Here is a 26562-nt window from a genome sequence, read left to right as displayed (position 1 = left end):
GTTCAACGGGACTGGGCCGAGCAGAGGATTTCGGCCTGGATCTCCCAATTCAGCGTGCTTTGAACCCCCGTCGGCCCTGAAAACGTGCCGCTGACCGCCGCCGTGAGATCTGATTTCGAAGAGGTCACCACGGGGATGTAGCGATCATCCACCGCCCCCTTGCCACTGGCATCGAACCCTCGCCAGCCTGCTCCCTGGAGGTAGACCTCGGTCCAGGCGTGCAGGTCGTAGCGCTCAGGTTTGGGCTCCACAAGGTGATAGCCACTGACAAACCGGGCTGGAAGTCCAACGCTGCGGCAGCACTCGATCATCAGCATGGCGAGATCACGGCAGGAGCCGATCCGCTCCTTCAGTGTCCGGCCCGCAGGCCAAGCGGGGCCTTGATGGCGCTCGGTGTATTTGACGCGGTCCTGAATGATCTCGATCAGCTGCTGCAAAAAGCTCAGGCAGCTGCCATCACTGCCTGTGAGGGCTTCTTGGGCCAGATCGACAGCGGCGGCATCATGTTGACCGTTGGGCAACCAGCCTTGGAGGTTGCTCATGAGATCGGGGTTCAGCCTGCCGATGGCGAGCGGCAGGTTCAACATCGTTTCGTCCAGGCAGGCTTCGATCAGGGGTGGTATGAACGTCTCAACCTCGCTCGTGGCCACCACCTGAAAACAATCGGTTTCCTGGAGAAACCGTGCCCGGGTGATGGTGTCGCCACCTGCTGCCATCAGCTCATAGAGCTGGCTCGGCTCAGGCTCGATGCTCAGTTTGAAATCGATCAGACGCTGAAACCCATGGGGCCTGGGCCGCAGGCAAAAACGATGGGGTCCCAGCAGCACGGGCTGGCTGTAGCGGTAGTCGAAGCGATGAATTAAGCGGGCGCGCATGCCAGGTCTTGACCGGAAGCGGTGGTGGACAGGGAGGTGGAGCTCACGGGGATCACTGTTGTGTCTTCGGGGCTCAGTCCGCCCGGAAGCACGAAGTAGCGAGCGTGAATCAGATTGTGCAGCTGGTTGAGGTCCTGCTGAAGGCCATCAATCGCCTCATGGAGGCCACCTGCGATCAGCGTTTCAATTTTGCTGAAACTCCAGCGGGCCTGCGTCAGACCCACCATGCACTCGAGGTCGTCGGGCGTCCCGGCGGCGGCATCGCGCCCGATCACCTGAAGCGTCTCATGGATCCGCTCGAGGCAGTAGCGCACCGACCTCGGGAAGAGGGGATTGAGCAGCAGGAAGGACGCCACCGCTTCCGGTGAAATCACCCCAACGTTGGATTGCCTGAACATCTGATAAGCGCCAGCACTGCGCAGTAGAGACATCCACTGCAACTCGTCGAGTACCCCGCCGACGTCATCAGGGCTCGGGAGCAAAAGGAAGTACTTCACATCAAGGATGCGAGTGGTCTTATCCGCCCTCTCAATCAGCCGACCGAGTCGGCTGAACTGCCAGGAAAGATCCCGACTGAGGGTGGCATCGGTAATTCCGTAAAACAATTGGCAGCCACGCCGGATCTCCCTGAGCTGCTCTGGGGTTGGCTCCTCCCAAAACCCGTCGTTCTCGACCAGGGTCCAGTAGAGACCATTGAGCTGCTCCCACATCTCACTGGTGATGACGTCCCGGATCTGCCTGGCGTTTTCCCTGGCCAGCGCGATGCAGTTGACGATGCTGTTGGGGTTGGCCTCAGCGCGGATGAGAAATTCAAGAACCTGCTGCTCACCTCCACCGGGGTAGAGCGCATCAAACAGAGAGCGATGACCACTGGCATCGATCAGGGGTTGCCAGGGCTCTGCGCTACCAGGGGGGCAGTCCAGCGCCATGGCAGCACTGACCTCGACAAAGCGCGAGATGTTCTCGGCCCGCTCCACATAGCGGTTGATCCAATAGAGGGAATCCGCGACGCGGCTCAGCATGGGGCGTCCTCCACGATCCAGGTGTCCTTGCAGCCGCCGCCCTGGGAGGAATTCACCACCAGTGATCCCCGCTTGAGGGCCACGCGGGTTAACCCGCCTGGTGTGACCCAGGTGGTTTTGCCCCGCAGGATGTAGGGCCGCAGATCCACATGGCAGGGGTAGAGCTCGCCGTCACTGAGGGAGGGGACGGTGGAGAGCTCCAGGGTGGGTTGGGCAATGAAGTTGCGCGGATTGGCCTCGATCTTCGTGGCGAAGTCTTGGATCTCCTCGTCACTGGCATGGGGTCCGATCAACATCCCATAGCCTCCAGCTTCCGAGACGGCTTTCACCACCAGCTCCCGTAGATGGCTTAGGACATAGGACCGATCTTCAGCTTTAGAGCAGAGGTAGGTGGGGACGTTTTGGATGATGGCTTCCTCCCCGAGGTAGTAGCGCACCATCTCCGGCACATAGGCGTAGATCAGCTTGTCGTCGGCAATTCCAGTTCCAGGAGCGTTGGCAATCGCCACCCGTCCCTGGGCATAGACCTCCATCAGTCCGCGGACCCCCAGCATTGAATCGCTGCGGAAGACGGCGGGATCGAGGAAGTCATCATCAATGCGCCGGTAGATCACATCGACGGTCTCCAATCCACGGGTCGTGCGCATCCAAACCCGTCCGTCTTCACAGGCCAAGTCCCGGCCCTCGACGAGGGGAATGCCCATCTGTTGAGCCAGATAGCTGTGTTCGAAATAGGCGCTGTTGAACACCCCGGGGGTCAGGAGGACGACCCGGGGGGAGTCGGTCCAGGGCGCCAGCTCCCTCAGGGTCTGCAGCAGCTGGGAGGGGTAGCGATCAATCGGCTGGACGATCCGGCCACTAAACAGGCTCGGGAACATCCGTTTCATCACCCTCCTGTTCTCCAGGAAATAGGCGACACCAGAAGGACATCTCAGGTTGTCCTCCAGGACGCGCCAGGTTCCTTCTCCATCACGGATCAGATCAAGCCCGGAGATTTGACACCATTTGCCCAAGGGGGGCTTGAACCCTTGAAGCTCGCGCCTCCACCCCAGGGAACTTTCCACGTGCTCCCGCGGAATAACCCCATCTCGGATGATGCGTTGCTCGCCGTAGATGTCACCCAGAAATTGATCAATCGCCTCTAGGCGCTGGGACAGTCCTCGCTCTAGACGCTCCCACTCCTTCGAGCGAATCAAGCGTGGCAGCGGGTCGAATGGCAGGATCCGTTCCCCCACGCGTCCGCCCGAATCATTCAGCCTGAAGGTGGCCCCGAGTCGCTTCAGTAGGACTCCAGCGGCGGCGTGATTGCGGTTGAGTTTCTCGATCCCGAGTGCACCCAGGGAGTTCACCAGGGGCTTGAGGCCGGAGCGAGGGCCTTCGGCGGCACTGAAGTATTCGTCATATCCCTTCTTTGGCCTGTACTCGGTAAACATTGCTCGAGTGGAATTGGGGCAAGCATGCAGAGCAGTCAGACCCCTTCAGGTTCCTTTCGCTACCAAAGTCCACCCCGGTTCGTGGCCACCCGCATCACCTGTAGTGGTCGCTACGGATGATGAGTTGATGCACCTATGGCAAGGGTTCAATCGCCGAGCCAGCCTCTGCTCGTTGCTCCTGAAGACCCATGGCCCAGGTCCCTGTGCTGGTCGATCCCCAAGGGGGAGTGATCTATCAGCTGCGCTCCAGCGAAGGCGAGCTTTATCAAGTGCGATTTGAGGACAACTGCCTGTTCTGCGACAGCCTCCCTGCAGGTCAAGCCCACCTGAGGCTGCTGGAGCAGCGCGCAGCCTCAGGCCTGTAGCTCATCCAGCCGCTTCAGGATCTCCTGGCTGTGGCCTAGGGGCCGTACCCCTAACCAGCGCTCTTTAAGAACCCCTTCTGGGTCAATCAAAAAGGTGTGACGTTGGGAGAAGGGCGGGATCCAGCTGCCGTAGCGCTTGCTGGTTTCTCCTCCGGGATCAGAGAGCAGCGGGTAGGTCAACGCCTCGCTTCCGCAGAACTCTTTGTGGGAGTCCGTGTCGTCTGCACTGATTCCGACCACTTCCGCATTGCGGGCATGGAACAGCTGCAGATCCCGTTGAAAGCCCTTGGCTTCCAAGGTGCACCCCTCCGTGAAATCTCGGGGATAGAAGTAGAGCACCACCCAGCTCCCTTTGAAATCGCTCAGGCTGCGTACGGCTTCGACGGCCCCCCCCTCGCCTGGAACCACGCCGGAGAGCCCAAAGCCAGGGGCCGGTTGATCGAGATCGGGCAGGGTCCCTCCCATCGAAAAGGCCTGCCGGGGGAGTCCCAGCAGGCCTAAGGCCGCAGCACCAAACGAAACAAGCAGGTTGCGGCGGTTCAACTTGATCCTGGGAGAACTCCCAGGATTGAAGCTCAGATCTTGGCCAGGTTGATGCCCAGCTGCTTGGCGTAGGCGCCCAGGCCCTTCTTTTGAATGGTCTTCAGGGCACGGGTGGAGACCCGCAGTTTCACGTAACGGTTGCCTTCAGCCCACCACAGACGGCGCTCTTGCAGGTTCACCTGCTGGAGCTTCTTCGTGCGGATGTGCGAGTGGGAGACGGCCATGCCGTTGTTGGCGCGCTTGCCGGTGAGTTGGCAGACCCGGGACATGACCGATCTTCTAAAAACACAACTTCGGGCAAATTGCCCAAGCGCCCACCATAGCAAGTCGGGTCACACCCCAGAACCCAAGGCCTCAGTGCAGTTGTGCAGGTGCAAGGTTTGCGTCGGGAAGGCGAACTCAATGCCCTCCTGGGCGAAGCGTTGGACGATCGCCAGGTTGATCCGTTGCTGGGCTTCCATCGCCTGGACGTAGTCGTTCGAAGGAACGAAATAGACCAACTCAAAATCAAGGCTGCTGCTGTTGAAGGCCACGAAATGGGCCCGGTCAAAGCGGGCATCGCCCCCCTGCTCAACGATCGCTTTCAACAGGCCAGGGATCCGTTCCAGTACGGCGTGGCTGGTGTCGTAGGTCACCCCCAGCCGATAGATCAGCCGCCGCTCTTGCATCTCCCCATAGTTCGCCACCACTGAGCTGGTCAGGGCGCTGTTGCTCATGACGATCGCTTCGCCGTTGATGCTGCGCAGACGGGTCGAACGCACCCCCACCCTCTCCACCGTTCCCCAGACCTCTCCGACTTGGATGAATTGACCGGGTTGGAAGGGCTTGTCAAGAAGGATGGTGATGTATTCGAAGAATTCAGAGACCGGCTGCTTTAAGGCCAAGCCTGCCCCGATGCCACCGGCGCTCAGCAGAGCCCAGATCGCAGCCATCTGGACACCGATGTTCTGCAGATAGAGGACAGCGCCGACGCACCAGACCAACGCCCGCAACATCGGCGCGAGGGCGCGGAGCATGTTGCCGACCGCTGGATCTCCGCTGTGGGCCGCGGAGCGTTGCAGCAACCGCAGGCTGATGCGGTTGACCAGCCGCACCAGGAACACCACCAGGATGAGTTTCGAGATGGTGAAGACCACCCGATCCGCCTCGGGAGAGGTCGGCAGCAGCCACCAGGCCCAACTGGCGCTGATGACCCAGCCAAGGATTGGGATCGTGTCCGTGATGACCTGAACGATGAAGTCATCGGTTTCGCTTCGCGTTCGCCGTGTCAGACGACCGAAGAAGATCCCAAAGATCCTTGCTGCCAGAAGGGACAGCAACCCACCGCCGAGTAGGGCCGCCACTGCAGGCGCAGTACTCCAGAGCGAGGTCATCGGTAGAGGCGAGGTTTGAGCTGTTTCCACTGTCTCGTGCTGCGTCAAGCCCCTGACAGATCCGCTGGAAGCCCGTAAGAGTGGGGAAACCCTTTTGCCTGTGTCTGAGTCCTATCTGTTAGCTCTCGACCAGGGCACCAGCAGTTCTCGCGCCGTTCTGGTGTCCTCCAACGGCGAGTCGGTGGCCTCGGCCCAGGTGCCGCTTGCCATCCACTACCCGGATGATGGTTGGGTCGAGCAGGACGCCTCCGCGATCTGGCAGAGCCAGCTGGAGGCGATGGCCCTACTGGAGCAGCGCCTCAGTCCAGGGCAACGGGCAGCAGTCAGGGCCTGCGGCATCACCAATCAGCGCGAAACCACCACCCTCTGGCGACGCAGCACCGGCGAACCCTTCGGCCCGTCCCTGGTCTGGCAGGACCGTCGGACCGCATCGATCTGCGGAGATTGGAAGCGCCAGGCGGCGGCGGATCAGTGGCAGCGCCAGACGGGACTTGTTCTGGATCCTTATTTCAGCGCCAGCAAGATCGCTTGGATGCTGCAGGCCTATCCCGAGGCCCGGCAGGCCCTGGCTGGCGATGACCTCTGTTTTGGCACTGTCGATAGCTGGTTGCTCTGGCAGCTGACCCGCGGAGCGCAGCACGCCACAGACATCAGCAATGCCAGTCGCACGCTGCTGCTGGACCTGGAGCAGCTCTGTTGGCTGCCGGAGGCGGTTGAACGCGTTGGTCTGAGCCTGAAGGCGTTGCCCGACTTACGACCCACCCGCAGCTCGTTTGGGGTGATCGCTGAGGGCCTTCCCTTTGCCGGTGTGCCGATCACGGCGATGCTCGGTGATCAACAGGCCGCCAGCTATGGCCAGTTCTGCAGGCAACCCGGCCAGGCCAAGTGCACCTACGGAACCGGTGCCTTTCTGGTCGTGAATTGCGGGCAGCAACCTCAGCGCGCCGCTGGTGGCCTGCTGAGCACCGTGGGTTGGAGCAACGCCGACGGCAGCACGACCTACTGCATTGAAGGCAGCTTGTTCAATGCAGGAACGGTCATCCAGTGGCTGCGCGATGGCCTCGGGATCATTCGTGAGTCCGCCGAGGTCGACGGGTTGGCCTCCAAGGTGGCCAGTGCGGGCGAGCTGATGCTCGTGCCGGCCTTCACCGGCTGGGGCTCTCCCCATTGGGACCCCAATGCCAGAGGGTTGTTGATCGGCATGACCCGTGACACCGGTGCACCGCAGATTGCCCGGGCTGCCCTCGAGGGGATTGCCTTAGCCGTCACCGGACTGCTGCGCGGTGCGGCCGAGGCCCTTGGCGCTCCCCTGCGCACCATCGCCGTTGATGGCGGGGCGGCGGCCTCCGCTGTCTTGCTTCAGGCCCAGGCCGACAGCGCCGGCGTTGAGGTGGTGCGTCCGGCCAATTTGGAGTCCACCGCCTTGGGCGTTGCCCTGATGGCCGGTGAGGCCGTTGGAGTGGTCGACGATCTCGAGGCCATTGCCAGCTCGGTGAGGGCTTCCTCGACCCAGGTGAGCCCTCAGCAAACGGAGGCGCAACGGGAGCGCTGGTTACGCCGCTGGGACCAGGCGGTTGAACGTTGTTTGGAGTGGCATGGCGATGCAACCGTTTGATCTGTTGATCATTGGTGGGGGGAGCAGTGGAGCCTCCCTGGCCTACGAGGCCGTTCGCCGCGGATTGCGGGTGGCGTTACTGGAGGCGGGTGATCCAGGCCAGGGCACCAGTTCCCGGAGCACGAAGTTGCTCCATGGCGGCGTTCGCTACCTGGAGCTGGCCTTCAAGCAGCTCGATGCCGCCCAACTGAAATTGGTGCGGGAGGCCCTGGCGGAGCGCCAGTACTGGATTGATCAGGCTCCTTTTTTGGCCCAACCTCTGCGTATTGCCCTACCGACCCAGGGGCCCATTGAGCAGGCCTATTACCGGATGGGGCTGGGGATGTATGACCTCCTCGCGGGAGCGGCCGGCCTCGAACCCAGTCGTGGCATCAACCGCCAGCAACTGCAACGCTCCCTGCCAGGCCTGGACCCCAATCGCCATGGCGCCGTTCTCTACAGCGATGGTCAATTTGATGATGCGCGCCTGAATCTGTTGCTCTTGCTCACGGCTGAGGCGGCCGGAGCCGTGGTTCAGCGGGATTGCACGGTCGTTGGTTTCGAGCAGGAGCAGGGCCAGCTCACGGGTGTCACAGCGCGTCAGGCCGATGGTGCGCTGAACCACTGGTCAGCCCGCTGTGTGGTCAATGCCACAGGCATCCAGGCCGACAGCTTGAGGCTGCTGGCCGACCCGCAGTGCAGTCCACGCCTTCTGGTCAGCCGGGGGGTGCACCTTGTGCTCAGCGAGCCGTTGTGTTCAGAGGGCGTCGGCCTGCTGATCCCTAAAACCAGCGATGGCCGCGTGATGTTCGTGCTCCCCTTCCAAGGCAGAACACTGGTTGGGACCACCGATTCACCTTGTCCAGTCGATGAAGCCACCTCCGTCTCCGATGCGGAGGAGGCGTTCCTGTTGGATCACCTACGCCAGTGGTTCCCAGGGCAACCCAGCTTCTCGGTGTCCAGCCGCTGGGCCGGCGGTCGCCCTCTGATTCAGCCGGACTCTGAGCGCGGCAGCAGCAAGGTGGTTCGCGAGCACGAAGTCGAACAGCTCGACTGTGGGCTGATCAGCTTGCTTGGGGGCAAGTGGACCACCTGCCGGGTGTTGGCGGTCGATGCCCTCAAGGCCATCGCCCAACAGTTGAATCGAACCCTCCCGGCCCCTGAGCCCCTGCCCCTGCTTGGAGCCGCTCAGTCCCCCGAGCAAACCGACGCTGAGCTCGCCCAGCTCGCTCAGCACTTAAAGGGCCTACTGCCGGACGGCGAACTCCAGGCCCGGCAAATTGACCACCTCATCTCCAGTTATGGCCTTCGAGCAGAGGCGGTCCTGAACGAGGCCATGGAGCCGTCTGAGCGGAAACCGCTCAGCAGCGTGGTTCCCGTTTGCCTGGCGGAGTGGCGCTACAACATCCGCTTGGAGTGGGCCCGCTCGGCAGATGATCTGTTGCAGCGGCGCAGTCGCATTGGCTTTTTGGATCAGGCGGAAGCGGAGCGGCTGACTCCAGCGGCCGAGTCGCTGTTGCTCGCCAGTTCCATGTCGCCGATCAGCCACCAGCCAAAGCCATAGGCCTGGAGGTAGATAAACCATTCGGAGCTGGCCTCTGGGAATTCACAGCCCCAGAGCAGCTCCCGAATCCGCTCTCCTTCCCATCGGCTCAGATCGATTTCGGTGGATGCGCCTGTACCACTGAGATTGACCGCAACGAGCACGGTCATGGCTTCGCAGCGGCGAATGAAGCTGACGACGCTCGGGTGATGGCTCGGCAGGGGTTCAAAGTCGCCGTGCTTCAGGGCAGGCAGCAGTTTTCGGCTGACCAGCATGTGCCGATGCCAGTTCAAAAGCGACCCCTTTAGAGACTTTTGAACTTCAACATTGATCACGCGGTAGTCGTATCCAGGTGCGGTGATGGGCGGCAGCACCAGCAGGGGATCTGGAGCACTGGAAAAACCGCCATTGCGATCCGGGCTCCAGGCCATGGGCGTTCGGTTGGGGTCACGGTCCCTCAGTCCCGGCCAATCCCCCATCCCGAGTTCATCTCCGTAATAGACGCAGGGCATGCCCGGCAAGCTGTAAAGCAGGGCATGAAGGGCCATGTTGGGTCTGGGATCTCCGTTTAAGAGCGGTGCCAGTCGTCGATTGATTCCCCAGTTCAGCCAATGGCCATGGGCAGCAGGCAGACCATGACGCACCCAGTGAATGACCTCGTCAGGCACCAGGTGGCCATCGCCCAGCCAGAGCTCATCGTGATTTCGCAGCGGTAGAGCCCAACTGCGGCCGCAGTCCAGGCTGCTGATCTCCTGAAGGAAGCGATTCAGGGCCTTGGTCTCCCCATGGGCGACCGAGGCGAAGAGATGGGCCGTCAAGGCAAAGTTGAAGGCCGCGTGCAGCTCTCCATCCTCCAGGTAGGGCATGGCTTCTTTGACCGGCTGAATCGCTTCTGCCAGGAGCAGAACGTCTCGACCGGGGTTGGCCTCGCAAAAGGCATCGACGCGCTGACGCAGGGTCTTCAAGAAGGCATGGGTTTCCGGTAGTCCTTCACACCGGGTCCCCTCGCGCTCAAACAAAAACGGAATGGCGTCGAGGCGAAATCCATCAATGCCGCGTGCCAACCAGAAATCAACGACCTGGAGTACCGCCTCCTGGACGGCTGGGTTGTCGTAGTTGAGATCAGGTTGGTGATGCAGAAAGCGATGCAGGTAGTACTGCTGCGCTATCGGATCCCAGGACCAATTGGAGTCCTCGAAGTGTCGAAAGAGGACTGGGGCATCGCTATAGCCGTCCGGGTCATCCCTCCAGACATAAAAGTCACGGTCTGGACTGCCCCGCTCCGCAAAGCGGGCCCGTTGAAACCAGGGATGCAACTGACTGGTGTGGTTCAACACCAGGTCGATCACCACCCGGATCCCATGGGCATGGGCCGCTTCGATCAGGCGGTGAAAGGCATCGAGATCCCCGAGCTCCGGGTGGATGTCGGTGAAGTCTGTGATGTCGTAGCCACCGTCCCTGAGCGGCGAGGGATAGATCGGGGTCATCCAGATCGCATCCACCCCGAGCCAACGCAGATAGCCCAGACGCTTGGTTAGGCCCCCGAAATCACCGATGCCATCCCCATCGGAATCGCTGTAGCAACGGGGGATCAGCTGGTAGATCACCGCTCCATCCCACCAGGGATGTTGTCCCGGAGCTGGAGGCCAGGTTTGTGTCCTGCTGGCCCCCTCTGGCATCGGAACAAACGGCGACTACCTCCTTGGATAGGCCGTTCTGCTGCCGCTGTCAGCCCAACGTTTTAAAAGACGTTGTCTGCCAAATCAACAAACCACTCCACATAGGCCTCTGGCCCCCCCGGAACAAGCACATCCAGCCGCAAGGGATCCTCCGGATCACTCAGACCTTTGAGCTCTGGATCTTGGAGGCTGGGGCGATCCAGTTCCCCTCCACTGCTGTCGATCAAGACCACTCGATTAGGGGTTTCAAAGGTCTGTCCGATCTGCTGCAACAACGTCAAAAAGCCACGGTCGCTGCCCCCACGGCGCCAACCGGCTTGGTCGCCCTCCACGACCCATTCAGACGTGATCGTGTCGGCAATGCCGATCAACGTGGGCATGCTTTCTGGGGCGATGCAGTCCTCTGCCAACGCCAGCAGCCCCTCCGCTGTTCTTGGGGCGGAGCGCACGTTGAAGTCCGCGCCGAGGGGAGCTTTGCCCGTGGTCCGTTCGATGTGCTGGTTGAGGAGCACCAAGAGGCCCGCTTCCTTGACAGCGCCGCGGAGCATGAATTGGAAGTCGCTGGTCCCGCGGTGCTCAGGGCTGGCCCACTTCAGTTGTTCTTGTCCCTTGTGCTGGCCCAGGTTGGGTGCCAGGTGCACGAAAAACGAATCGGCCAGCCCCTGCTCCTGCGCTTGCTTCTCGATGTTCTGGAGCAATCCGAGGCTGAGCCGCTGTAGCCGACGTTGTTCTTCGACTTCCGGGCACAGGCCAGCAAAAAGAACATTGAGGTTCAGTGTTGGCGAGAGTTCGTTATCCAGCACGGCGGCCTGGGCAAGACGCTCCTGTTCTTCCGCTTGAGCATCCGGAGCGATCTGGCGAATGATCTCCCCCACCCCTCGGCTGAGCAGCGTGGGGACGGCCTTCAGAAACTGGAGTTCCGCTGGCGTGACTCCCGGATGGCTGATCAAGCCATGGCGGGTTTGGGATTGCACCCCGCCCGCCGCCAAGCCTGGAAGATACAAACCCTCAGCGGCCGGATCTCGTCCTGGCGCTAGGGCGCTTTCAACGAGTCGATTCACGCCGCGGGTGCTGCTGTGCTCGCCGTTGGTGAGGACGCGAAATCGATGCCCCAGCTTGGCGACTGCCTGGATGTACGCCACCGGTAGGACCCGGGTTAACGGATCGCGCACCAGCGGCATACAGACACCGTCGAGATCCTGAACGATCAGGACGTTCGGGTCGGCGCTGATCTGCTGCTTCAGTTCGATCAGGGAGAGACGCGCCATCGGTTCCTCGTCGAACGGGTTCCACCCTCCCATGGGTCCCCCTGGCCCGTAAGGATGGGGGAAGGCCCCGATGTGATCTTGCAGAACGGTTTTTTCGAATCCAACCTGGACCCTGAACGGATCCGCCGCCGCCTGCTGGCACTGGAGGAGGGAAAGGTCGGCTTCTACAGCGTTGGCTTGTATCCCGCTTCGCTGGCCTACAACTGCGCGATGCAAACCGATGGCTCGCGGTTGCTTCTGGCCGCGCGTCCCGGCCGTCAAATTCTCGGAGCCTTCAAGAGCGAGGAGCTCTCAGGGATGGACCCGGAGCACCGCGCCACCATGGAGCGGATGGGCACCCACGGGCAGGCCGGCCAGCTGAAGCCCAACGACCTGGGCTATTTGCTCCAGAACTGTGAATTAGTCGTTCTCAGCGCCAACAGCAACCACATCGAGGAGGACCTCCAGGAGGCCCTCAGGCTGCGCGAAGAGTTGGGGCGGGAGCATGTTGTCCTGGCCTGTCTTGCCGGTTCGTTCACCCACGATCCGATCTCCAATGAGGCCTATGTGCTGTGCCAGAAAGCACCCAACTTGGCCTTCTTCACCGGCTTCCATCGCCATGGAGCCCTGCGCAATCCCCTGGATAGCTTCACGGCAAATTTCTGCCATCCCAATGCCCTGACGGCCCTGCTGGGGGCGCGACTACTGGATCGCCTTTCCCCCAACCTTCAGGTTTCTGCTGGGGTGCACAACATCGAAGGGCAATACATCAAGGCCGCAAAAAACATGGCCTCGATTTTTGCGGGCTTTGGTTACACCTTCCACAGGGACAACCCAGGCGTTCTTCCGACCCTCTTGACCCTGCTGCTGGAGCAGTGTCTCGATCAAGCGGCCACCGTCTCGATGGCGCGAACCGACCGACAACGGCTCTACCACCGCCAGCCGATTGCCCTGACGGAATTGGGTTATGGCGTCCAGAGGATTGAGGCCGCCCTAGTGCGCGATGGTGACATGGAGAAGGTCCGCGATCACACGTTCTCGCAGTTGACGGCGATGGTTGCCGATGTGCGCGGCAGCATGATGCTGCCCACCGCCGGCAGTCCGACGCGCAATTTCCAGGCGGGGGCCGTGCTCGCGAATCGCATGCGTGAGTACGGTCGCTGCCCGGCGAATCTCGAAGAATTCGAGTCCTGGTGCGAAGACGCGGGGTTGTCCAAAGGGGGACTCGAGGGCCTGCGCTCCCTGCGCTACTGGCCCCAGATCGTCCGCCAGTACGGCATTCCGTTGCATGACGCCTCGCTGATCAACCTGCTCTACATGGCCATCTTTGGCCGGCAAAACTCCAAACAATCGGCCTTCTCGGTGATGACCGAGAGCCGTGAACTCAGCAACTACTGCCAAGAGTCTGTGCGTCCCACCCACAGCAGGCGCTATGCGGAGGCGCTTCAAAATCTCGACAACTCAGCGGCAATGGATGTCGTGGTGAGTGCAGTTGTCGCGGACTTGGCTCGCCGTTCGGGCGGTGGCGACAGCTTTGTGGACGATGAGTCCGCCAGCGCTGATGACATCCCTGCTTATCTGCAGGCCATGAATGTGATCGAAACGGTCTGGGAGGACTAGTTCCGATCAGCGGATTCGGCGGCCAGTGGCCTGCTCGAAGTGGAGTTCATGTTCCCGCCTCCAGCGCAGCTGAAGGGGCCGATCGTTGGCTTGCGCCAGCTTTGCGCTGACGCTTTGGGCATCGGAGAGCACCTTCACACTGGTGTCCCGCACTCTCCAGTGGCTGATGACGCGATCGCCAAGCCACTCCAAATGCTGCCGTTGCGCCTCCACGGCGACCTCCTGTTCGTCCTGTGGGGCCCCGGCCTCAGCCAGCGCTAAATGCTCGGGCCGCAGACCGACGAGTTCACCGGGGTGAAGCGGCAAGAGGTTGATCGAAGGGCTCCCCAGAAAACTGGCGACGAATTGGTTCTCTGGATCTTGGTAGAGCTCTGTGGCTGATCCCACCTGCTGCAGATCCCCCGCCTTCAGAACCGCGATGCGGTCCGCCAGGCCCATCGCTTCGTGTTGGTCATGGGTGACGTACACCACCGGCGCTCCAGTGCTGTGCAAGATCCCGCGCAGTTCGCCGCGCAGCTCTTCCCTGAGCTGGGCATCGAGGTTGCTCATGGGCTCGTCCAGCAGAAACAGGGCGGGCTTGCGTAGGAGCGCCCGAGCGAGGGCAACCCGCTGGCGCTGTCCTCCGGAGAGTTCGGCTGGCTTTCGATCCCGGCAGCCATCGAGTTGGAGCAGGGCCAAGACCCGCTGGACCTCTCCGTCGATCTCCGCACGGGGAACTCGCCTGAGTTCCAGTCCCAGGCTGAGGTTTTTAGCCACGCTGAGGTGGGGATAGAGGGCGTAGCTCTGGAACACCATCGCCACGTTCCGCTGAGCCGGTGGAAGGGCTGTGATGGTCTCTCCAGCCAGTTCAATCCTGCCGCTGCTGACCTGATCGAGGCCTGCGATACAACGCAGGGTGGTGCTTTTGCCGCAACCACTGGGCCCCAGCAGAGCCAGAATTTCCCCGGGAGCCACCTCCAGGTTGAGGTTCTGCAGCAGGGTCTGCTGTCCCACCCTGCGAGAGAGCTGGTTGAGAACAAGACCTGTGCGAGCAGAGCTGGAGGCGGTCATCAAGCGGTGAAGCGATCGTGATTGGTCAGGGCTAGCCCTTGATGGCCCCTTGGGTGAGGCCACTGATGATCTGCCGTTGGAACAGCAACATGATCAGCAGCAATGGCGCGCTACCTAGAACGGTGGCGGCGGCAAAGGCTCCATAGGGAACGGTGAAAATCGAGGAGCCGGCGATACGCGCAATCGCTGGGGCGAGGGTGAGCAGGTCGGACTGACTCAACCAGGTCAGGGCGATCGGATACTCGTTCCAGCAGAAGATGAAGATCAACAGTGCTGCCGAGGAGATGGCCGGAGCCATCAGGGGCAGAAGCACCCAGCGCAGGCGCTGCCAAAGGTTCATGCCCTCCATCAGGGCCGCCTCCTCTAACTCCACGGGGATATCGCGGAAAGCGGCCTGCAGCAGAAGGATGGCCAGCGGCAAACAAAGGCCGGCATAGGGAAGGCTCAGGGCCAGAAGGTTGTTCGCCAGATGAAAGTCGCGCGCCACCTGCAGTAGGGCTAAAAACAGCAGTACCGCGGGGAAGGCAGCGGCAGCCGCCACCAAGACGCTGATATTGCGAGCCCGGTGGGCCTGCATCCGGCTGAGGGCGTAGGCGCAGGGGATGGCCAAGAGCAGGGTCAACAACGTGCTGCTGAAGCCGACGATCGCGCTGTTGAGCAGATAGGTCAGAAACGGTGGATTTCCGTTGAGGAGCTGCTGGTAGTGCGCGAGGGTCCAGCCTCCACCGCCATCCCCGGTTAGGGCTGCGGTGGGCCTGAAGGAGGTGTAGAGCTGCCAGAGCATCGGCCCGAGGCTCCAGACCAGGAGGACCAGGCGTGCCATTAGGGCTCTCCTCCCTTGATCGATAGGCGGCTGCTTGTGAACCACCAGAGACCCGCCAGGCCAGAGCAGAGCACAAGCAGTCCCGCAAAGGCACCCAGCATCACGGTGGCGCTGTAGCCAAAGTCCAGGAAGCGCATCGCATTGAGATAGGCGTAGAGGGCGAGGCTTTCCGTACTGCCTGCGGGGCCACCACCGGTCAGGACTTGCACCAGATCAAAGACCCCCAGCGCCTGGGCCAAGCGGAAGACCAGGGCGATGAGTAGATAGGGGGTCAACAGCGGAATGGTGATCCGCCAGAGGGACTGCCAGGCGGACGCCCCCTCTAATTGCGCCGCCTCATAGAGATCACGCGGAATGTTCTGCAGACCGGCCAATAGAAGTAACGCCACGAACGGAGTGGTCTTCCAGGTGTCAGCCCAGACCGTGGCAATCCAGGTGATGGAGGGGTTGGCCAGAAAGGCGACGGGAGCCACTCCGATCCAATGCAGGGCTTGGTTGATCGGGCCATAGGGATCGTTAAAGATCCAGCGCCAGCCCAGGGCCATAACAGTTGTCGGCAGCGCCCAGGGCAGGAGGCTGATCAGCCGCAAGCTGCTCTTGCCGCGTAGGGGCTGGTTCAGCAGCAGGGCGATGGCGAGCCCCAGGACCATTTCCGTCGTCACGGAGAACCCCGCAAAGCGAAGGGTCTGCCAGGCGTCCTGCCAGAAGCGACTGTCGTTCCAGAGCCGGATCCATTGGGCAGCCCCTGCCGGGATTGGCTTCAACTCGGTCAACACCGTCTGGGTGTGAACGCTCAACCAGAGGTAGTGAGCGATGGGCAGGACGAAGATCAGCGTTAGCGCCGCCAGGGCCGGCAACATCAGCCACAGCTGTTGGCGTGAGCGGAACATTTACTGCACTCCTCCCGTGGAGCGCTCCAGTTGAACGCTGTTGCGCTGCAGGGTCTCCATGGCTGGTGCCGCAGCAATCTCCCCAGCGATCACCGTGTTGACCTCGCGGTAGAGCAGGTCACTGAGCTGGGCGTAGATCGGCGTCACCGGCCTGAGCACCGCAGCAGCCAGGGCTGCCTGCAACTCCGGCAGGACTGGATTGGCGCTGATCAGCTCAGGGTCTTCAAAGACACTCAGGCGCGTCGGCGTATAGCCCCAATTGAGGTTGAGCTCTTTTTGGGCTGCTGTGCTGGTCAAAAACTGCAGGGCCTCAACGGCCGCTTGCTTGTGGTTCGAACCCGAGAGCACGGCCAGCCCCCAGCTGCCCTGGGTCGCCACGTGGGGTTCCCCGGGCAGGCTCACCATGGTGGTGATCCCGACCTTTCCGGCCAGCATTGAGCCCGGCTTGTTCAGTTCGGCCCAGGCATAGGGCCAGTTGCGCATGAAGGCGGCGTCGCCACTTTCAAAGGCCTGAAGTGCTTCTGGCTCGGCCATGTTGGCCACCGAGGGAGGCGTGACCCCGCGATTGACGAGGCTGCGGAGCCATTGGCTGGCTGCAATCGCCTCCGGGCTGTCGAGTGCAGGTGAGCCGTCACGGAGCCAGCGGCCGCCAAAACCACGGAGAACCTCCAGATAGGTGCAGCTCAGTCCCTCGTATTGGCGGCCTTGCCAGACATAGCCCCAGCGCACCCGACCTTCTTGTTGCAGTGAGGCGCTAATGGCCTCCAGCTCGGCGGGTGTTCTGGGAGGTGCGTCCATGAGGTCCGTGCGCCAGAACAGCAGACCCATGTCAGCCACCAGGGGGAAGCGCCAGAGGTGGCCATCAAAGGCATTGCCAAGCTCAGCTCCTGGGGCGAGATCGCTCAGGGCATCGTCTCCGAGCCAGCCATCGAGGGGTTCGAGCCAGCCGGCCTTGGCGTATTTCGGCGTCCAGGTGACGTCCATCAGGAGGACGTCGTAGGGACTGTTGCCAAGCAAGAGGCTGCTGATGGCCAGGTCTGAGACGGCCTCTGTTTCCAGGGGTCCCCGGGTCACCGTCAAGTCAATGTTGGGGTGCTCGCGGTTGAAGGTCTCGACAAGTTCAACCGTGGCATCCGCGAAGGGAGCCGGCATCAGGATCGAAACCGGCTCTTTGCGGGGTTGGGCCCAGAGCACAAGGCTGATGAGCAGGCTGCCCAAGAGACAGCTCAGTCCCACCAGCCAACCTCTCCGTCCCATGGCTGCTACTGAATGGCCTCGAGTTGTTCCTTGGCCCAGTGGTCGACGCTCAGCTGGTCCACCGAGGCGGCCATGGACGCCATCCGCTCCCGTTGCTCCTCGCCCGAGAGGCTGAGCGCCAGGTCGATGGCCTCATCCATGCGTCGATGGGAGTAGGGGTTGGTGAGCACCGCACCCTTCATCACCACCGATGCGCCGGTGAACTCAGAGAGGACCAGGCTTCCGCCCTGGCCCTTGCGTGCCGCGGCATATTCCTTGGCCACCAGGTTCAGACCATCGCGAAGCGGCGTGATCCAGCAGATGTCCGATGCGGCAAACCAGGCCACCATTTCCTCGTAGGGAATGCGTTGGGTGGTCAACCGGATGGGCACCCAATCGATCTTGCTGAAACGACCGTTGATGCGACCGACCGTTTCTTCAATGCCCCGTTGGGTGTCCTCATAGACCTTCATGCCGGTGTTGGCTGCCACACAGGCCAAGACCAAAACCACTTGGCCATGGATGGCCTCGTTGCGCTCCAGCAGGCGTTCAAACGCGCGCAGGAGCTCTTCGTTTCCCTTGGTGTAGTCGACTCGACTGGCCGAGAGAATCAAGGTACGACCACGTTTGGTATTTGTCTCGATCTCCTTGATCAGCGCTTGAACGGACGGTGAATCGCGGACCTCGCGAATCACATCCGGACTGGTGCCGACCGGTGTTGCGACGAGCTTGACGCGGTGGCCGTTGTGCTCCAGCCAGGGGGTTGCATCGGGTTGGGCCAGGGCGCTGCCGCAGGGCATGAAATGGTCGGCAATCGACGCTTTCGGTCCCTTCTTGACCGGCAGCAAGCTGGACGCCGCCCGTGCGAAATTTTCGGCGTAGCGCGGGATATGGAAGCCCACGGCGTCGCAGCAGAGCAGGCTTTCGACGATCTCCTCCCTCCAAGGCAGGATGCTGAAGACATCACTGCTGGGGAAGGGCGTGTGATGGAAAAAGCTGATCTTGACGTCGGGGCGCAGGGCCCGGATGAACCCTGGCGCTAGCCAGAGGTTGTAGTCGTGAATCCAAATGGAAGCCCCAGGGGCCGCTTCATTGCAGGCCGCCTCCGCAAAGCGTTGATTGACCTCCCTGAAGGTCTGCCAGTCCGCGTTATTGACCTCAAAAAAGCTGGGAAAGCTGTGCAGGATCGGCCAGATCGATTCCTTGGATGTGACGTGATAAAAACTGCCGATCTGCTCCTGACGCAGCGGAATCCGCCTGAGCCGAATGGCAATCGGCTCCTCGATCGTCAGCGTTTCATCTTCGGCCCCTGGATCCTCGTTCTCTCGCCAGGCAATCCAGGTGCCTGAGGGATGGGAGCGGAACAGATTGCGGAGGGTTGGGATGATGCCGTTGGGGCTCTTCTGGTCTCGCCACTGCCTGGTTCCGTCCGCTTCGATCACCTCGTCAAAAGGGGAACGGTGATAGACGAGGACGAAGGAGCTCGGCATGCGGAAGCGGCAGGGATCACCTGTCCATCAGGCCGTGCCATTTGCAGGGTCGGCCCTGGGCTGCGAAGGGTTAGCCAGCCCAGACAGGCAATCTCCACCATCCCCTAGAGCCCAAGGGATGTCAAACCCAAGGGCCTCTCAAGAGGGCAGGCGTCCTAGAGACCGCGCTCCATCAGCTGCCCCATCAGATCGCAGCTGCGTTGCTGGAACCCGGCGAGTTCATTGGGCTCGAGTCCGCCGACGGCCAGTCGCGCCATTTCATAGAGATGGCGGCTGAGGTTGTCGGCCAAAGCCTGGCTAGGACTGGAGCCCGCTCCGGTGATGACCGAACCGGCCGAGAGCTTGATCAATCCCTCGACCAGACGGTGCTTGCGGTTGACCAGCAGCACGTGATGGTCTGGCAGACCGGGGAGGCGCTGCTCCATCAAGGCGCCCATGTCATTCATCCGGCGCATCTGCTCAGGCAGAAGAATCAGGGCCGCAGGGGCGTTCTCACCCTTGAGGGCCTGGACCTGGACCGTGACCTTGTCGTTGGAGAGCGCTGCCTTGAAGAGGTCCCTCAACTTCTCTGAGCTGTCCTTGCCCTCGGCGTCGCTGATCTCGTTGTCCTTCTCCTGAAGCGAGTCATCCAGTTCGCTGTCGACCCGCTGGAACTTCAGTTCCTCATGGCGGTATTCCAGCCAGGGAATGAATTGGGTGTCGATGAAGGTGTCGGCTAACAGCACCTCAGCTCCCTGGCTCTTCCAGAGGGCGAGGGCGCCGGCCTGACCGGCCTCATCGGTGCAATAGAGGATGCGCTTGTCGTTGTCGCTGCCAAGGCGTGAGCGGTAGCCCCCCAGGGTCGTGAAGGCCTTACCCCCCTCAGCTGCGATCGGATCAGCGTTGTCTCCCTCGGCCGCAGCGGCGGTGGTGCCAAAGAGAACGAGCTCGGCCACCTGATCGGCGAACTTCTCGTCTTCCATGGCACCGATCTTGATGAAGGGGGCCAGCGATTCCCAGATCTCGGCGTAACGCTTCGGTTCGTCCCGATGGAGTTCCTTCAGGCGGTCACCCACCTTTTTGGCGACGAAGTTGCCGATGGAGCGCACCCGCCTGTCGGTTTGCAGAGCCGATCGGCTGACGTTCAGCGGAATGTCCGGTGAGTCGATGACACCTCGCAGGGGCAGGAGGTAGCGGGGGACGACCTCCTTGATCGAATCGCTGACGAAGACCTGGTTGCAGTAGAGCTTGATCTCGCCCTTTTCCCAATCCGCACGGCCGGTGGATTTGGGGAAATAAAGAATCCCCTGCAGGTTGTAGGGGTAGTCGGTGTTGAGGTGCACCCAGAGCAGGGGGTCCCCCTGGAAGGGGTAGAGATAGCGATAGAGCTCGATGTAGTCCTCATCGCTGAGCTCGCGAGGGCTCTTGCGCCAGGGGGCTTCGCGTTTGTTGACGGTCTCGCCTTCGAGCTGCACCTCCACTGGCATGAAGTCGCAGTAGGTGGTGATCAGCGTCCGGATCCGAGCCGGCTCGATGTATTCCTCCTCTTCCTCCATCAGATGGAGGATCACGTCCGTGCCGGGCTCGGAGCGCTCGGCTGCTTCAAGGCTGAAGTTCGGGGAGCCATCACAGCTCCAGCGAACGGCCTCGGACTCTCCCCGGGCGGAGCGGGTCACCAGCTCCACCTGCTTGGCGACCATGAAGCTGCTGTAGAAGCCCAGTCCGAAGTGGCCAATGATCGCGTCGGACTCTTGCTTGTACTTCTCGAGAAAGTCCTCGGCGCTCGAGAAGGCCACCTGGTTGATGTAGCGCTTGACCTCATCGGCGGTCATGCCGATGCCGTTGTCGGAAATGGTGAGGGTCTTGGCTTCGCGGTCGATGCGGATGCTGATCTTCCCCTCCGCTCCCTCGCTGCAGTCGCCAGCCATGGACGCCATGCGGCGCTTGCTGATGGCATCGACGCCATTGCTGACCAGTTCCCGCAGGAACACCTCGTGGCCGCTGTAGACGGCCTTTTTGATGATCGGAAAGATGTTCTCGGTATGGATCTGGATTTGACCCTGTTCCGCCTGAAGCACCACGGCTCTGATCACAACGTGATCACCAGAATCTCCCTAGCGAGGGGCTGACGCCAAGGGGCAGCGGTGGGCAGGAAACCGACCCCCCTGGATCTGCTGCTCACGACCTCGATGCTCAGCCTCTAGCTTCCGACTCGCGTTACGCCTGAGCTCATGTCCAGTCAGTGGGACAACTTCCTGCGCAACCTGGGCGAGTGGCGAGGGACGTTTTGCGGCTTAGCCGCCGATGGATCGATCGCCGACACGACCCCATCGATTTTGCGGTTGGAGGAAGGAGAGGAGGAGCGTTTAGTGCGCTTCAGCCTGCGCCGCTTTGGCCCGGAGGGTTACGACGGTGTCCCTATCCATGAGATGGCGCAGGACTACCGAAACCTCGGCAAACAGGTCGTGTTTTTCGAGAACGGGACGTTCTGCAAGGGCACGTTGCAGGTGTCCCCAGGTGCCGAATTTGGTGGGGAGTTCGGCTTTGTGGATGGCGACCGGCGCCACCGTTTGGTGCAACTGCACGGCAATGACGGTCGCTTTAGCAAGTTGGTTCTGATCCGCGAATTCCGCTCGGGCGGCCACGGAGAAGAGCAACCCTCCGCGAGCCTCGATCGCCTGGCCGGCCAATGGAGCGGTCAGGCTTCCACCATCAGTGCCGACTGGCCGGAACCCAGCCTTGATCAGGCCTCCTTCCAGATCAGCCAAGAGGGCGCCCAGGGGTTTTCGCTCCGCACCCAGATCGGTCCCCAGGAACACGAGATCAGCGGTGTCCTGCAGGGTCCCTGCCTCGGAACCGCTGGCGGCGAGCAGGAGCTGCAGCTGCAGTTGCTCCCGGATGCCGGCTTCAACCTGCGTCCCGTCCAGGTCAGCCATCGCGCTGCCTTTCAGCTTGAGGCCGGTTGGATGCCAACGCCCAACAGCATGCAGCGCTTGATCCGTCGCTACGACGCGTCCGGTGCCTGGCTCTCAGCCACCCAGATCAGGGCAACGCGTTCTGCGGGCTGAGGACGTCGGGGCGGTTGCGTCGGTTGTAGAGCCAGCCAGAGGAGGCTGAGTAGAGGGGCCAGGAAGCCACTGATCACCAGAACGGCAGCGAGCTGCCGACCCCGGCCATGGGGTTCCCTGTGGAGAGGATCACCGCAATAGGCGCAATGGGGCTGTCCGTTGGGCCCCTGGACAGCTCGCGTGGGCCGAGGGGCGCAGTAGGGACAGTGGTAGTCCCCGGGCTTCACGCGTCCGCTGTAGGGATCTCTGCTCATCCGCCGCCTTGGGGCTGCCCCTACTGATGCACAGCCGAGCGGCACAGCAAGGGTTCTGGGGAGCGCAGCGTGCGCCAATCCCCGGTGCCCGTGGCGACCTCGACTCCTACCGGATGCTCGAGGGGATTAATGCTGCTCTGCTGCAGCCAGCCGATGGCATCCTCGATTGCCGCCTCGAGGCTGGGGTACAGGGCGTCAAGTTGGCGGTGCGGCTCGCAGAGCCCGTCGATCAGGCGGTAGATCCTTTGCTGCAGTCGTTGAGGTTCGTTCAGGATTCGCCAATTCATATTTCTCTTCCCGGAGGAAATTCCACTTTGAGGAGAACCTCAAGCAGTGGCGTCACTCCTCACACTCTTTTAACCAACCGGCTGGGCTTGATCCAGATCGCTCAGGCAGACCGTGAAGGTGGCGGAATGGCTGGGAAGCAGGGGCCAGGGTCTGACCCAGGCAGAACCGCTGACCTCATCAAGATTGACCAGCTGCAAGATGCAATCCGGTTTCGCGCTCAATTTGACCAGCGCGCCTGGCTCAAGGGACACGGCAAAACCACCGCAGATGGATCCACTCAAGCGCGGCACCTGGCCAAAAACCAAAGAAATGCTTAAGCCCTGACCTAAGGGTTAGGCGGCGCGCTGGAGCTCTGGCTTCTCCTCGGGGACGATGGCACCCGCAACGGGGCAGACCTGAAGGCAGATGCCGCAGTCGATGCAGGTGTCGAAGTCGATCCAGTAGAACTCGGTTCCCTTGGCGTTGGCTCCCGTTCCTGGGTTGATGCAGGCCACAGGGCAGGCATCAACGCAATCGGCCACGCCTTCGCAGACGTCGGTGACGATCGTGTGAGCCATCGGCAGGTTGCTGGGGTGGGCTGGATCTTAAGGAGTTGGGCTGGGGGTGCTGTCTCAGCCCATCCAGATCACGGCTTGGCAACCGCGTGCTGCGGCTTCGGCTTGTGCCTCAGCCTCTGAGCCACAGGGGCGATCCAGGAGCATGCAGGCTTGACCCTTGGCATGCTGTTCAGCCTGGGCGGCAAAGGCCGCGGGAAGCTGACTGAGGTCTCGAACGCTGAGCAGCGTGACGGCCCGTTGCTGCGGTGCAGTGTTCTCTGTTCCAAGCAGTCCCTGGATTGCCTCGAGGTCGAAGCTGAACCCGAGGCCTGAGGCCGCACCACCAAAGCGCTCCACCAGGGCGTCGTAACGACCACCACTGGCGATCTCGACTGGAGCATCGACGCCCTGGCAGACGACCTTCAGCACCAGACCGTCATAGAGGTCGAAGTGGGGTTGGAAGGTGGGGTCGAGCTGCAGCTCAACATGGGCCTCGGTTGCAGCGGAGGCCACCAACTGGAGGCTGGCGCTGAGGTGCTCCAGGTCACTGGAGGGGCCGAGCATCGATTCCAGCTGCCTTAGGACCTGATCCGGAGCGCCACGTAGACGCATCAATTGCTCAAGGCTCTGGCGTTGCTCGCTTGGCAGCTGCAGGCCGGCCAGAGCAAGCGGATCAAAACTGATCAGGGCCTTTCTGACGGCGTTGCGTTGCTCCGGCGGAACCTGATTGAGCAGGGCGGAGAGAACACCGTGGTGGCCCAGCAGCAGCTTTGGCCGATGCTCTGCCCCGATGCCGACCTTGGCGATGCAGGCGAGCAGGAGGCGCAGCAACTCAGCATCGGCGACGCTGGCGTGACCGCCTAATAGTTCAACGCCGCTCTGAAGTTGCTCTTCAAGGCGCTGTTGGCCGGTGTCGCTTTGAACGCTGCGAAAGACGGTGCCACAACTCCAGAGACGCAGCGGCCTGGGGAGCTCCGCCATGCGTGTGCAGGCGGCCCTGGCAATCGAGGCAGTCATCTCGGGACGGAGACCTAAGGGGTCATCGCTGGCAAGACGAACCACTTCCCGGTCATTGATGCGACCACCGGCCTCCAAGGTCTGCAGCCGCTCGACGCTCGGGGGACTGACTTCGACGTATCCCCAGAGGCGATAGACCTGGCCCAGTTGCTCGGACAGCCAACGGTTGCCGTCCACCTCACGGGGATTGAGATCCCTGGTTCCGGCAGCCGGTTGAAGTGCCATCGCAAGGCCAGGTCGAAGTCGCCCGATCCTATGGAGTGGGCTGATCCAGCTCGGGCGCACCAAAGCTGCTGCCCGCCAATGGTTTGCATTGAGCAAGCCCATCCACGAGGGCCTGTTGCAGCTCAGGCGTGCAGGCAATCAGCTTTCCACTGGCCAATTCAGCGGGGGATCCGTCGTAGGCACAGACCACGCCACCGGCCTGCTCCACCAGGGCCATGCCTGCGGCGAGGTCCCATGGAGAGAGACCGCGCTCCCAATAGCCATCCAGCAGACCCTGGGCCACAAACGCCAGATCAACAGCCGCTGCACCACCCCGGCGGACACCGCGGGTTCGGTGGGTGAAGTAAGCGAATTCCGCGTAGTTGTTGTCCAAGCGGGTGTGGCGGTCATAGGCAAAGCCCGTGACCAACAAGGACTCTCCAAGGCTGCTGCAGCTGCTGACCTGTATGGCCTCGTCGTTGCACCAGGCGCCAAGGCCAGGGGCGGCCCAATAGAGCCGCTCGAGGGCTGGCACCGCGAGGGCACCCAGCAGGGGCTGGCCGCGCCAGGTCAGACCAATGGAGGTGCCAAAAAAGGGATAGCCATGGGCGTAGTTCGTGGTGCCGTCGAGGGGATCGACGCACCACTGCAGGGCGCTGTCTTTCCCTTCCTTCCTTCCGCTCTCCTCAGCCAGGACCCCCAGGTCGGGGGTCTGCTCTGAAAGAACCCTCAGCACCGCCTGCTCGGCAGCCACATCGGCTTCGGTCACGAGATCACCGGCGCGGCCCTTTTCGCGGATCCGCTCCAGTCGTCCAAACAGGGACTTCAGCTCGGCTGCTCCTGCCGCAGCCGCCTGCCTGGCCACGGCACTGAGGCGTTCCAGCTCAGCTGAACTCAGACCCGACCCTTGGGCTGCTTGATCGGTCAGTCGTGTCGTCATCGCTGGCGTCATTCCTCATCCAGGGGCAGTCCTGCCCGCACCTTGCCGCGGCCGAAGTGGCGTCCGAACTGCAGTTCGTAGACCTCGTCCTCATCCTGGGTCTCCACTTCCAGGGGTCCCGTGGCCCTGGCCACGCAGAGCAGGCCGTAGCCACGGCTTCGGACCTCCTTCGAGAGGCCCAGGGCTTCACGCTGGTCGATCTGGCCCTCGAGCACCCGCACGGCGCAGGCGGTGCAGCACCCGTTGCGGCAACTGAAGGGCAGGGGTTCTCCCTGCTGTTCAAAGCTTTTGAGGATGTACTCCCCTTCAGGCACGTTCAGCTGGATCGTGCGGTTCTCCTGGCGCCAATGAACCGTGATCGGGTGACTGTGCATGGAGCAGCAATCCAACGGGGGGAGCAGTGACTGCTACATTCTCGTCGTTGCCCCCGCGCAGCCGCGACGTCTTCTGTGGTCTTTGGATCCAGAGATGGAGCTGCGAAAAGCCCCTCACGGAGAGGTGGCCGAGTGGTCGAAGGCGCAGCACTGGAAATGCTGTATAGGGGCAACTCTATCGAGGGTTCGAATCCCTCCCTCTCCGTTTGGAAAGCCGCTCTCTGAGCGGCTTTTTCATGCCAATTTTTGAACGAACTCAGCCAAAACGGCCGGTGACGTAGTCCTGGGTAGCCTGTTCTTTAGGAGCATTAAAGATTTGCTCCGTCTCTGCAAATTCAACGAGCGCTCCAACCTTGCTCTCGCGGTCACTGCGCTGGCTGACATTAAAGAAACCGGTGTAATCGCTGACGCGAACGGCCTGCTGCATGTTGTGCGTCACGATCACAATCGTGTAGTTCTTCTTGAGCTCATGCATCATTTCTTCGATCTTCAACGTGGAGATCGGATCCAGAGCTGAGCAAGGTTCATCCATCAAGATGACCTCGGGCTCAATGGCAATGGTCCTTGCGATGCAGAGGCGCTGCTGCTGGCCGCCTGAGAGGGCATAGCCACTTTCTCTGAGTTTGTCCTTGGTCTCATCCCAGAGAGCCGCTTTGCGCAGAGAGCGCTCTACGAGTTCGTCCATATCGCCCTGGTAACCATTCACGCGGGCACCAAAGGCGATGTTCTCGTAGATGCTTTTCGGAAACGGATTGGGTTTCTGGAAGACCATGCCAATCCGCCGGCGAACTTCGACCGGATCAACGTGCCGGGCATAGATGTCCTGTTGATCGAAGACGACGCGACCCTTGATCGAACAGCCGTCGATCAAGTCGTTCATCCGGTTCAGGGCCCGAAGCACCGTGCTCTTGCCACAGCCGGAGGGGCCAATAAAGGCCGTGACCTGGCCGCGCGGGATCTCCATATAGACCCCCCGAACGGCTTCCTTGCTGCCGTAGCTGATCGAGACATCCTGCAGGGATAGGCAAACCCCGTTGCTGCTGACGTTGGGGCTGGCCGGGGGGGAGGAGATCACGATCGTGGTGCTCAGACGTGTTGAGAAAGCAGAGGGAAGGGCCC

26 protein-coding genes and 1 tRNA gene are annotated in these 26562 nt (G+C 61.8%); 6 read left to right on the top strand and 21 right to left on the bottom strand.

Translation table 11 applies throughout. The features are described 5' to 3' along the window. Positions 1–2 precede the first annotated feature (2 nt). Genes QZ186_RS00705 through QZ186_RS00695 form a run of 3 tightly spaced genes read right to left on the bottom strand, consistent with a single transcriptional unit; the run spans position 3 to position 3330 of the window. On the bottom strand, positions 3–875 hold the full coding sequence (locus tag QZ186_RS00705) for a transglutaminase family protein (RefSeq protein WP_296415121.1): 873 nt from the start codon (positions 873–875) through the stop codon (positions 3–5). Then, positions 860–1897 carry an alpha-E domain-containing protein gene (locus QZ186_RS00700; protein ID WP_247478555.1) on the bottom strand — a complete coding sequence of 346 codons (1038 nt, stop codon included), beginning with the start codon at positions 1895–1897 and terminating at the stop codon, positions 860–862. Before QZ186_RS00700 ends, QZ186_RS00705 begins: the two co-directional genes overlap by 16 nt. Continuing rightward, positions 1891–3330: a circularly permuted type 2 ATP-grasp protein gene (locus QZ186_RS00695; RefSeq protein ID WP_247478553.1), complete on the bottom strand. Its 1440-nt coding sequence runs from the start codon at positions 3328–3330 to the stop codon at positions 1891–1893. Before QZ186_RS00695 ends, QZ186_RS00700 begins: the two co-directional genes overlap by 7 nt. A 188-nt stretch (positions 3331–3518) precedes the next feature. On the opposite strand from QZ186_RS00695, the gene QZ186_RS00690 reads away from it, so the two are divergent. Continuing rightward, positions 3519–3695 (top strand): hypothetical protein, encoded by a 177-nt coding sequence (locus QZ186_RS00690; RefSeq protein ID WP_296415120.1) that lies wholly within the window; start codon positions 3519–3521, stop codon positions 3693–3695. On the opposite strand, the gene QZ186_RS00685 is transcribed toward QZ186_RS00690, so the two are convergent. The 3 genes from QZ186_RS00685 to QZ186_RS00675 all read right to left on the bottom strand — a co-directional run bounded on the left by QZ186_RS00685 (position 3684) and on the right by QZ186_RS00675 (position 5611). Beyond that, positions 3684–4244: a peroxiredoxin gene (locus QZ186_RS00685; RefSeq protein WP_247479697.1), complete on the bottom strand. Its 561-nt coding sequence runs from the start codon at positions 4242–4244 to the stop codon at positions 3684–3686. The genes QZ186_RS00690 and QZ186_RS00685 overlap by 12 nt on opposite strands. 26 nt (positions 4245–4270) lie before the next feature. Beyond that, positions 4271–4507 carry a 50S ribosomal protein L28 gene (gene rpmB, locus QZ186_RS00680; RefSeq protein WP_010317109.1) on the bottom strand — a complete coding sequence of 79 codons (237 nt, stop codon included), beginning with the start codon at positions 4505–4507 and terminating at the stop codon, positions 4271–4273. A gap of 63 nt (positions 4508–4570) precedes the next feature. Beyond that, positions 4571–5611, bottom strand: a complete 1041-nt coding sequence (locus QZ186_RS00675; RefSeq protein WP_296415117.1) for a mechanosensitive ion channel family protein — start codon at positions 5609–5611, stop codon at positions 4571–4573. A gap of 100 nt (positions 5612–5711) precedes the next feature. On the opposite strand from QZ186_RS00675, the gene QZ186_RS00670 reads away from it, so the two are divergent. Continuing rightward, positions 5712–7226, top strand: a complete 1515-nt coding sequence (locus QZ186_RS00670) for a glycerol kinase GlpK (protein ID WP_296415116.1) — start codon at positions 5712–5714, stop codon at positions 7224–7226. After that, entirely contained in the window at positions 7207–8769 is a 1563-nt protein-coding gene (locus QZ186_RS00665) for a glycerol-3-phosphate dehydrogenase/oxidase (RefSeq protein WP_296415115.1), read from the top strand. The genes QZ186_RS00670 and QZ186_RS00665 overlap by 20 nt, the downstream gene beginning before the upstream one ends. Here the strand turns inward: QZ186_RS00665 and QZ186_RS00660 are convergent. Continuing rightward, positions 8679–10427, bottom strand: a complete 1749-nt coding sequence (locus QZ186_RS00660) for an alpha-amylase family glycosyl hydrolase (RefSeq protein ID WP_296415114.1) — start codon at positions 10425–10427, stop codon at positions 8679–8681. The genes QZ186_RS00665 and QZ186_RS00660 overlap by 91 nt on opposite strands. Positions 10428–10489: 62 nt before the next feature. Further along, on the bottom strand, positions 10490–11695 hold the full coding sequence (gene stpA / locus QZ186_RS00655; RefSeq protein WP_296415113.1) for a glucosylglycerol 3-phosphatase: 1206 nt from the start codon (positions 11693–11695) through the stop codon (positions 10490–10492). Between the two features lie 54 nt (positions 11696–11749). Between stpA and QZ186_RS00650 the strand changes: the two genes are divergently transcribed. Next, on the top strand, positions 11750–13294 hold the full coding sequence (locus tag QZ186_RS00650) for a hypothetical protein (protein ID WP_296415112.1): 1545 nt from the start codon (positions 11750–11752) through the stop codon (positions 13292–13294). Positions 13295–13300: 6 nt separating this feature from the next. On the opposite strand, the gene QZ186_RS00645 is transcribed toward QZ186_RS00650, so the two are convergent. From QZ186_RS00645 to htpG, 6 genes are all read right to left on the bottom strand, one after another. After that, positions 13301–14344 carry an ABC transporter ATP-binding protein gene (locus QZ186_RS00645; protein WP_296415110.1) on the bottom strand — a complete coding sequence of 348 codons (1044 nt, stop codon included), beginning with the start codon at positions 14342–14344 and terminating at the stop codon, positions 13301–13303. A 31-nt stretch (positions 14345–14375) separates the two neighbouring features. Then, the gene (locus tag QZ186_RS00640; protein ID WP_296415108.1) at positions 14376–15167 is read right to left on the bottom strand and encodes a carbohydrate ABC transporter permease; all 792 of its coding nucleotides are present in this window, start codon (positions 15165–15167) and stop codon (positions 14376–14378) included. Next, positions 15167–16057 carry a carbohydrate ABC transporter permease gene (locus tag QZ186_RS00635; RefSeq protein ID WP_296415107.1) on the bottom strand — a complete coding sequence of 297 codons (891 nt, stop codon included), beginning with the start codon at positions 16055–16057 and terminating at the stop codon, positions 15167–15169. The genes QZ186_RS00640 and QZ186_RS00635 overlap by 1 nt, the downstream gene beginning before the upstream one ends. After that, positions 16058–17314 (bottom strand): ABC transporter substrate-binding protein, encoded by a 1257-nt coding sequence (locus QZ186_RS00630; protein ID WP_296415106.1) that lies wholly within the window; start codon positions 17312–17314, stop codon positions 16058–16060. Positions 17315–17319: 5 nt separating this feature from the next. Next, a complete protein-coding gene (gene ggpS, locus QZ186_RS00625; RefSeq protein WP_296415105.1) occupies positions 17320–18783 on the bottom strand; it encodes a glucosylglycerol-phosphate synthase in 1464 nt (487 codons plus the stop codon). A 155-nt stretch (positions 18784–18938) separates the two neighbouring features. Continuing rightward, positions 18939–20843: a molecular chaperone HtpG gene (gene htpG / locus QZ186_RS00620; protein ID WP_247479695.1), complete on the bottom strand. Its 1905-nt coding sequence runs from the start codon at positions 20841–20843 to the stop codon at positions 18939–18941. 150 nt (positions 20844–20993) lie between these two features. On the opposite strand from htpG, the gene QZ186_RS00615 reads away from it, so the two are divergent. Next, a complete protein-coding gene (locus QZ186_RS00615; protein WP_296415102.1) occupies positions 20994–21830 on the top strand; it encodes a DUF3598 family protein in 837 nt (278 codons plus the stop codon). Between the two features lie 274 nt (positions 21831–22104). Here the strand turns inward: QZ186_RS00615 and QZ186_RS00610 are convergent, their stop codons facing one another. The 6 genes from QZ186_RS00610 to QZ186_RS00585 all read right to left on the bottom strand — a co-directional run bounded on the left by QZ186_RS00610 (position 22105) and on the right by QZ186_RS00585 (position 25443). Next, positions 22105–22371 (bottom strand): hypothetical protein, encoded by a 267-nt coding sequence (locus QZ186_RS00610; RefSeq protein WP_247478527.1) that lies wholly within the window; start codon positions 22369–22371, stop codon positions 22105–22107. Between the two features lie 69 nt (positions 22372–22440). Then, positions 22441–22569, bottom strand: a complete 129-nt coding sequence (locus QZ186_RS00605) for a hypothetical protein (protein WP_296415101.1) — start codon at positions 22567–22569, stop codon at positions 22441–22443. A 135-nt stretch (positions 22570–22704) separates the two neighbouring features. Then, positions 22705–22929, bottom strand: a complete 225-nt coding sequence (locus tag QZ186_RS00600) for a 4Fe-4S dicluster domain-containing protein (protein WP_010317082.1) — start codon at positions 22927–22929, stop codon at positions 22705–22707. 54 nt (positions 22930–22983) lie between these two features. Then, positions 22984–24150 carry an ATP phosphoribosyltransferase regulatory subunit gene (locus QZ186_RS00595; RefSeq protein ID WP_247478525.1) on the bottom strand — a complete coding sequence of 389 codons (1167 nt, stop codon included), beginning with the start codon at positions 24148–24150 and terminating at the stop codon, positions 22984–22986. Positions 24151–24178: 28 nt separating this feature from the next. Then, the gene (locus tag QZ186_RS00590; protein ID WP_296415097.1) at positions 24179–25069 is read right to left on the bottom strand and encodes an inositol monophosphatase family protein; all 891 of its coding nucleotides are present in this window, start codon (positions 25067–25069) and stop codon (positions 24179–24181) included. 8 nt (positions 25070–25077) lie between these two features. Continuing rightward, entirely contained in the window at positions 25078–25443 is a 366-nt protein-coding gene (locus QZ186_RS00585; protein ID WP_296415096.1) for a 2Fe-2S iron-sulfur cluster-binding protein, read from the bottom strand. A gap of 118 nt (positions 25444–25561) precedes the next feature. Between QZ186_RS00585 and QZ186_RS00580 the strand changes: the two genes are divergently transcribed. Further along, positions 25562–25648: transfer RNA gene (locus QZ186_RS00580), tRNA-Ser, on the top strand. A 51-nt stretch (positions 25649–25699) separates the two neighbouring features. Here the strand turns inward: QZ186_RS00580 and pstB are convergent. Further along, complete coding sequence (pstB, locus tag QZ186_RS00575; RefSeq protein ID WP_247478520.1) at positions 25700–26518, bottom strand: phosphate ABC transporter ATP-binding protein PstB; 819 nt, start codon at positions 26516–26518, stop codon at positions 25700–25702. Between the last annotated feature and the right edge of the window lie 44 nt (positions 26519–26562).

Origin of the sequence: Vulcanococcus sp. DEBay_Sum29NL08_54 (genome assembly GCF_017859255.1) — a bacterium.
Classification (GTDB): domain Bacteria; phylum Cyanobacteriota; class Cyanobacteriia; order PCC-6307; family Cyanobiaceae; genus Vulcanococcus.
This window is presented reverse-complemented; position numbering and strand designations above follow the sequence as displayed.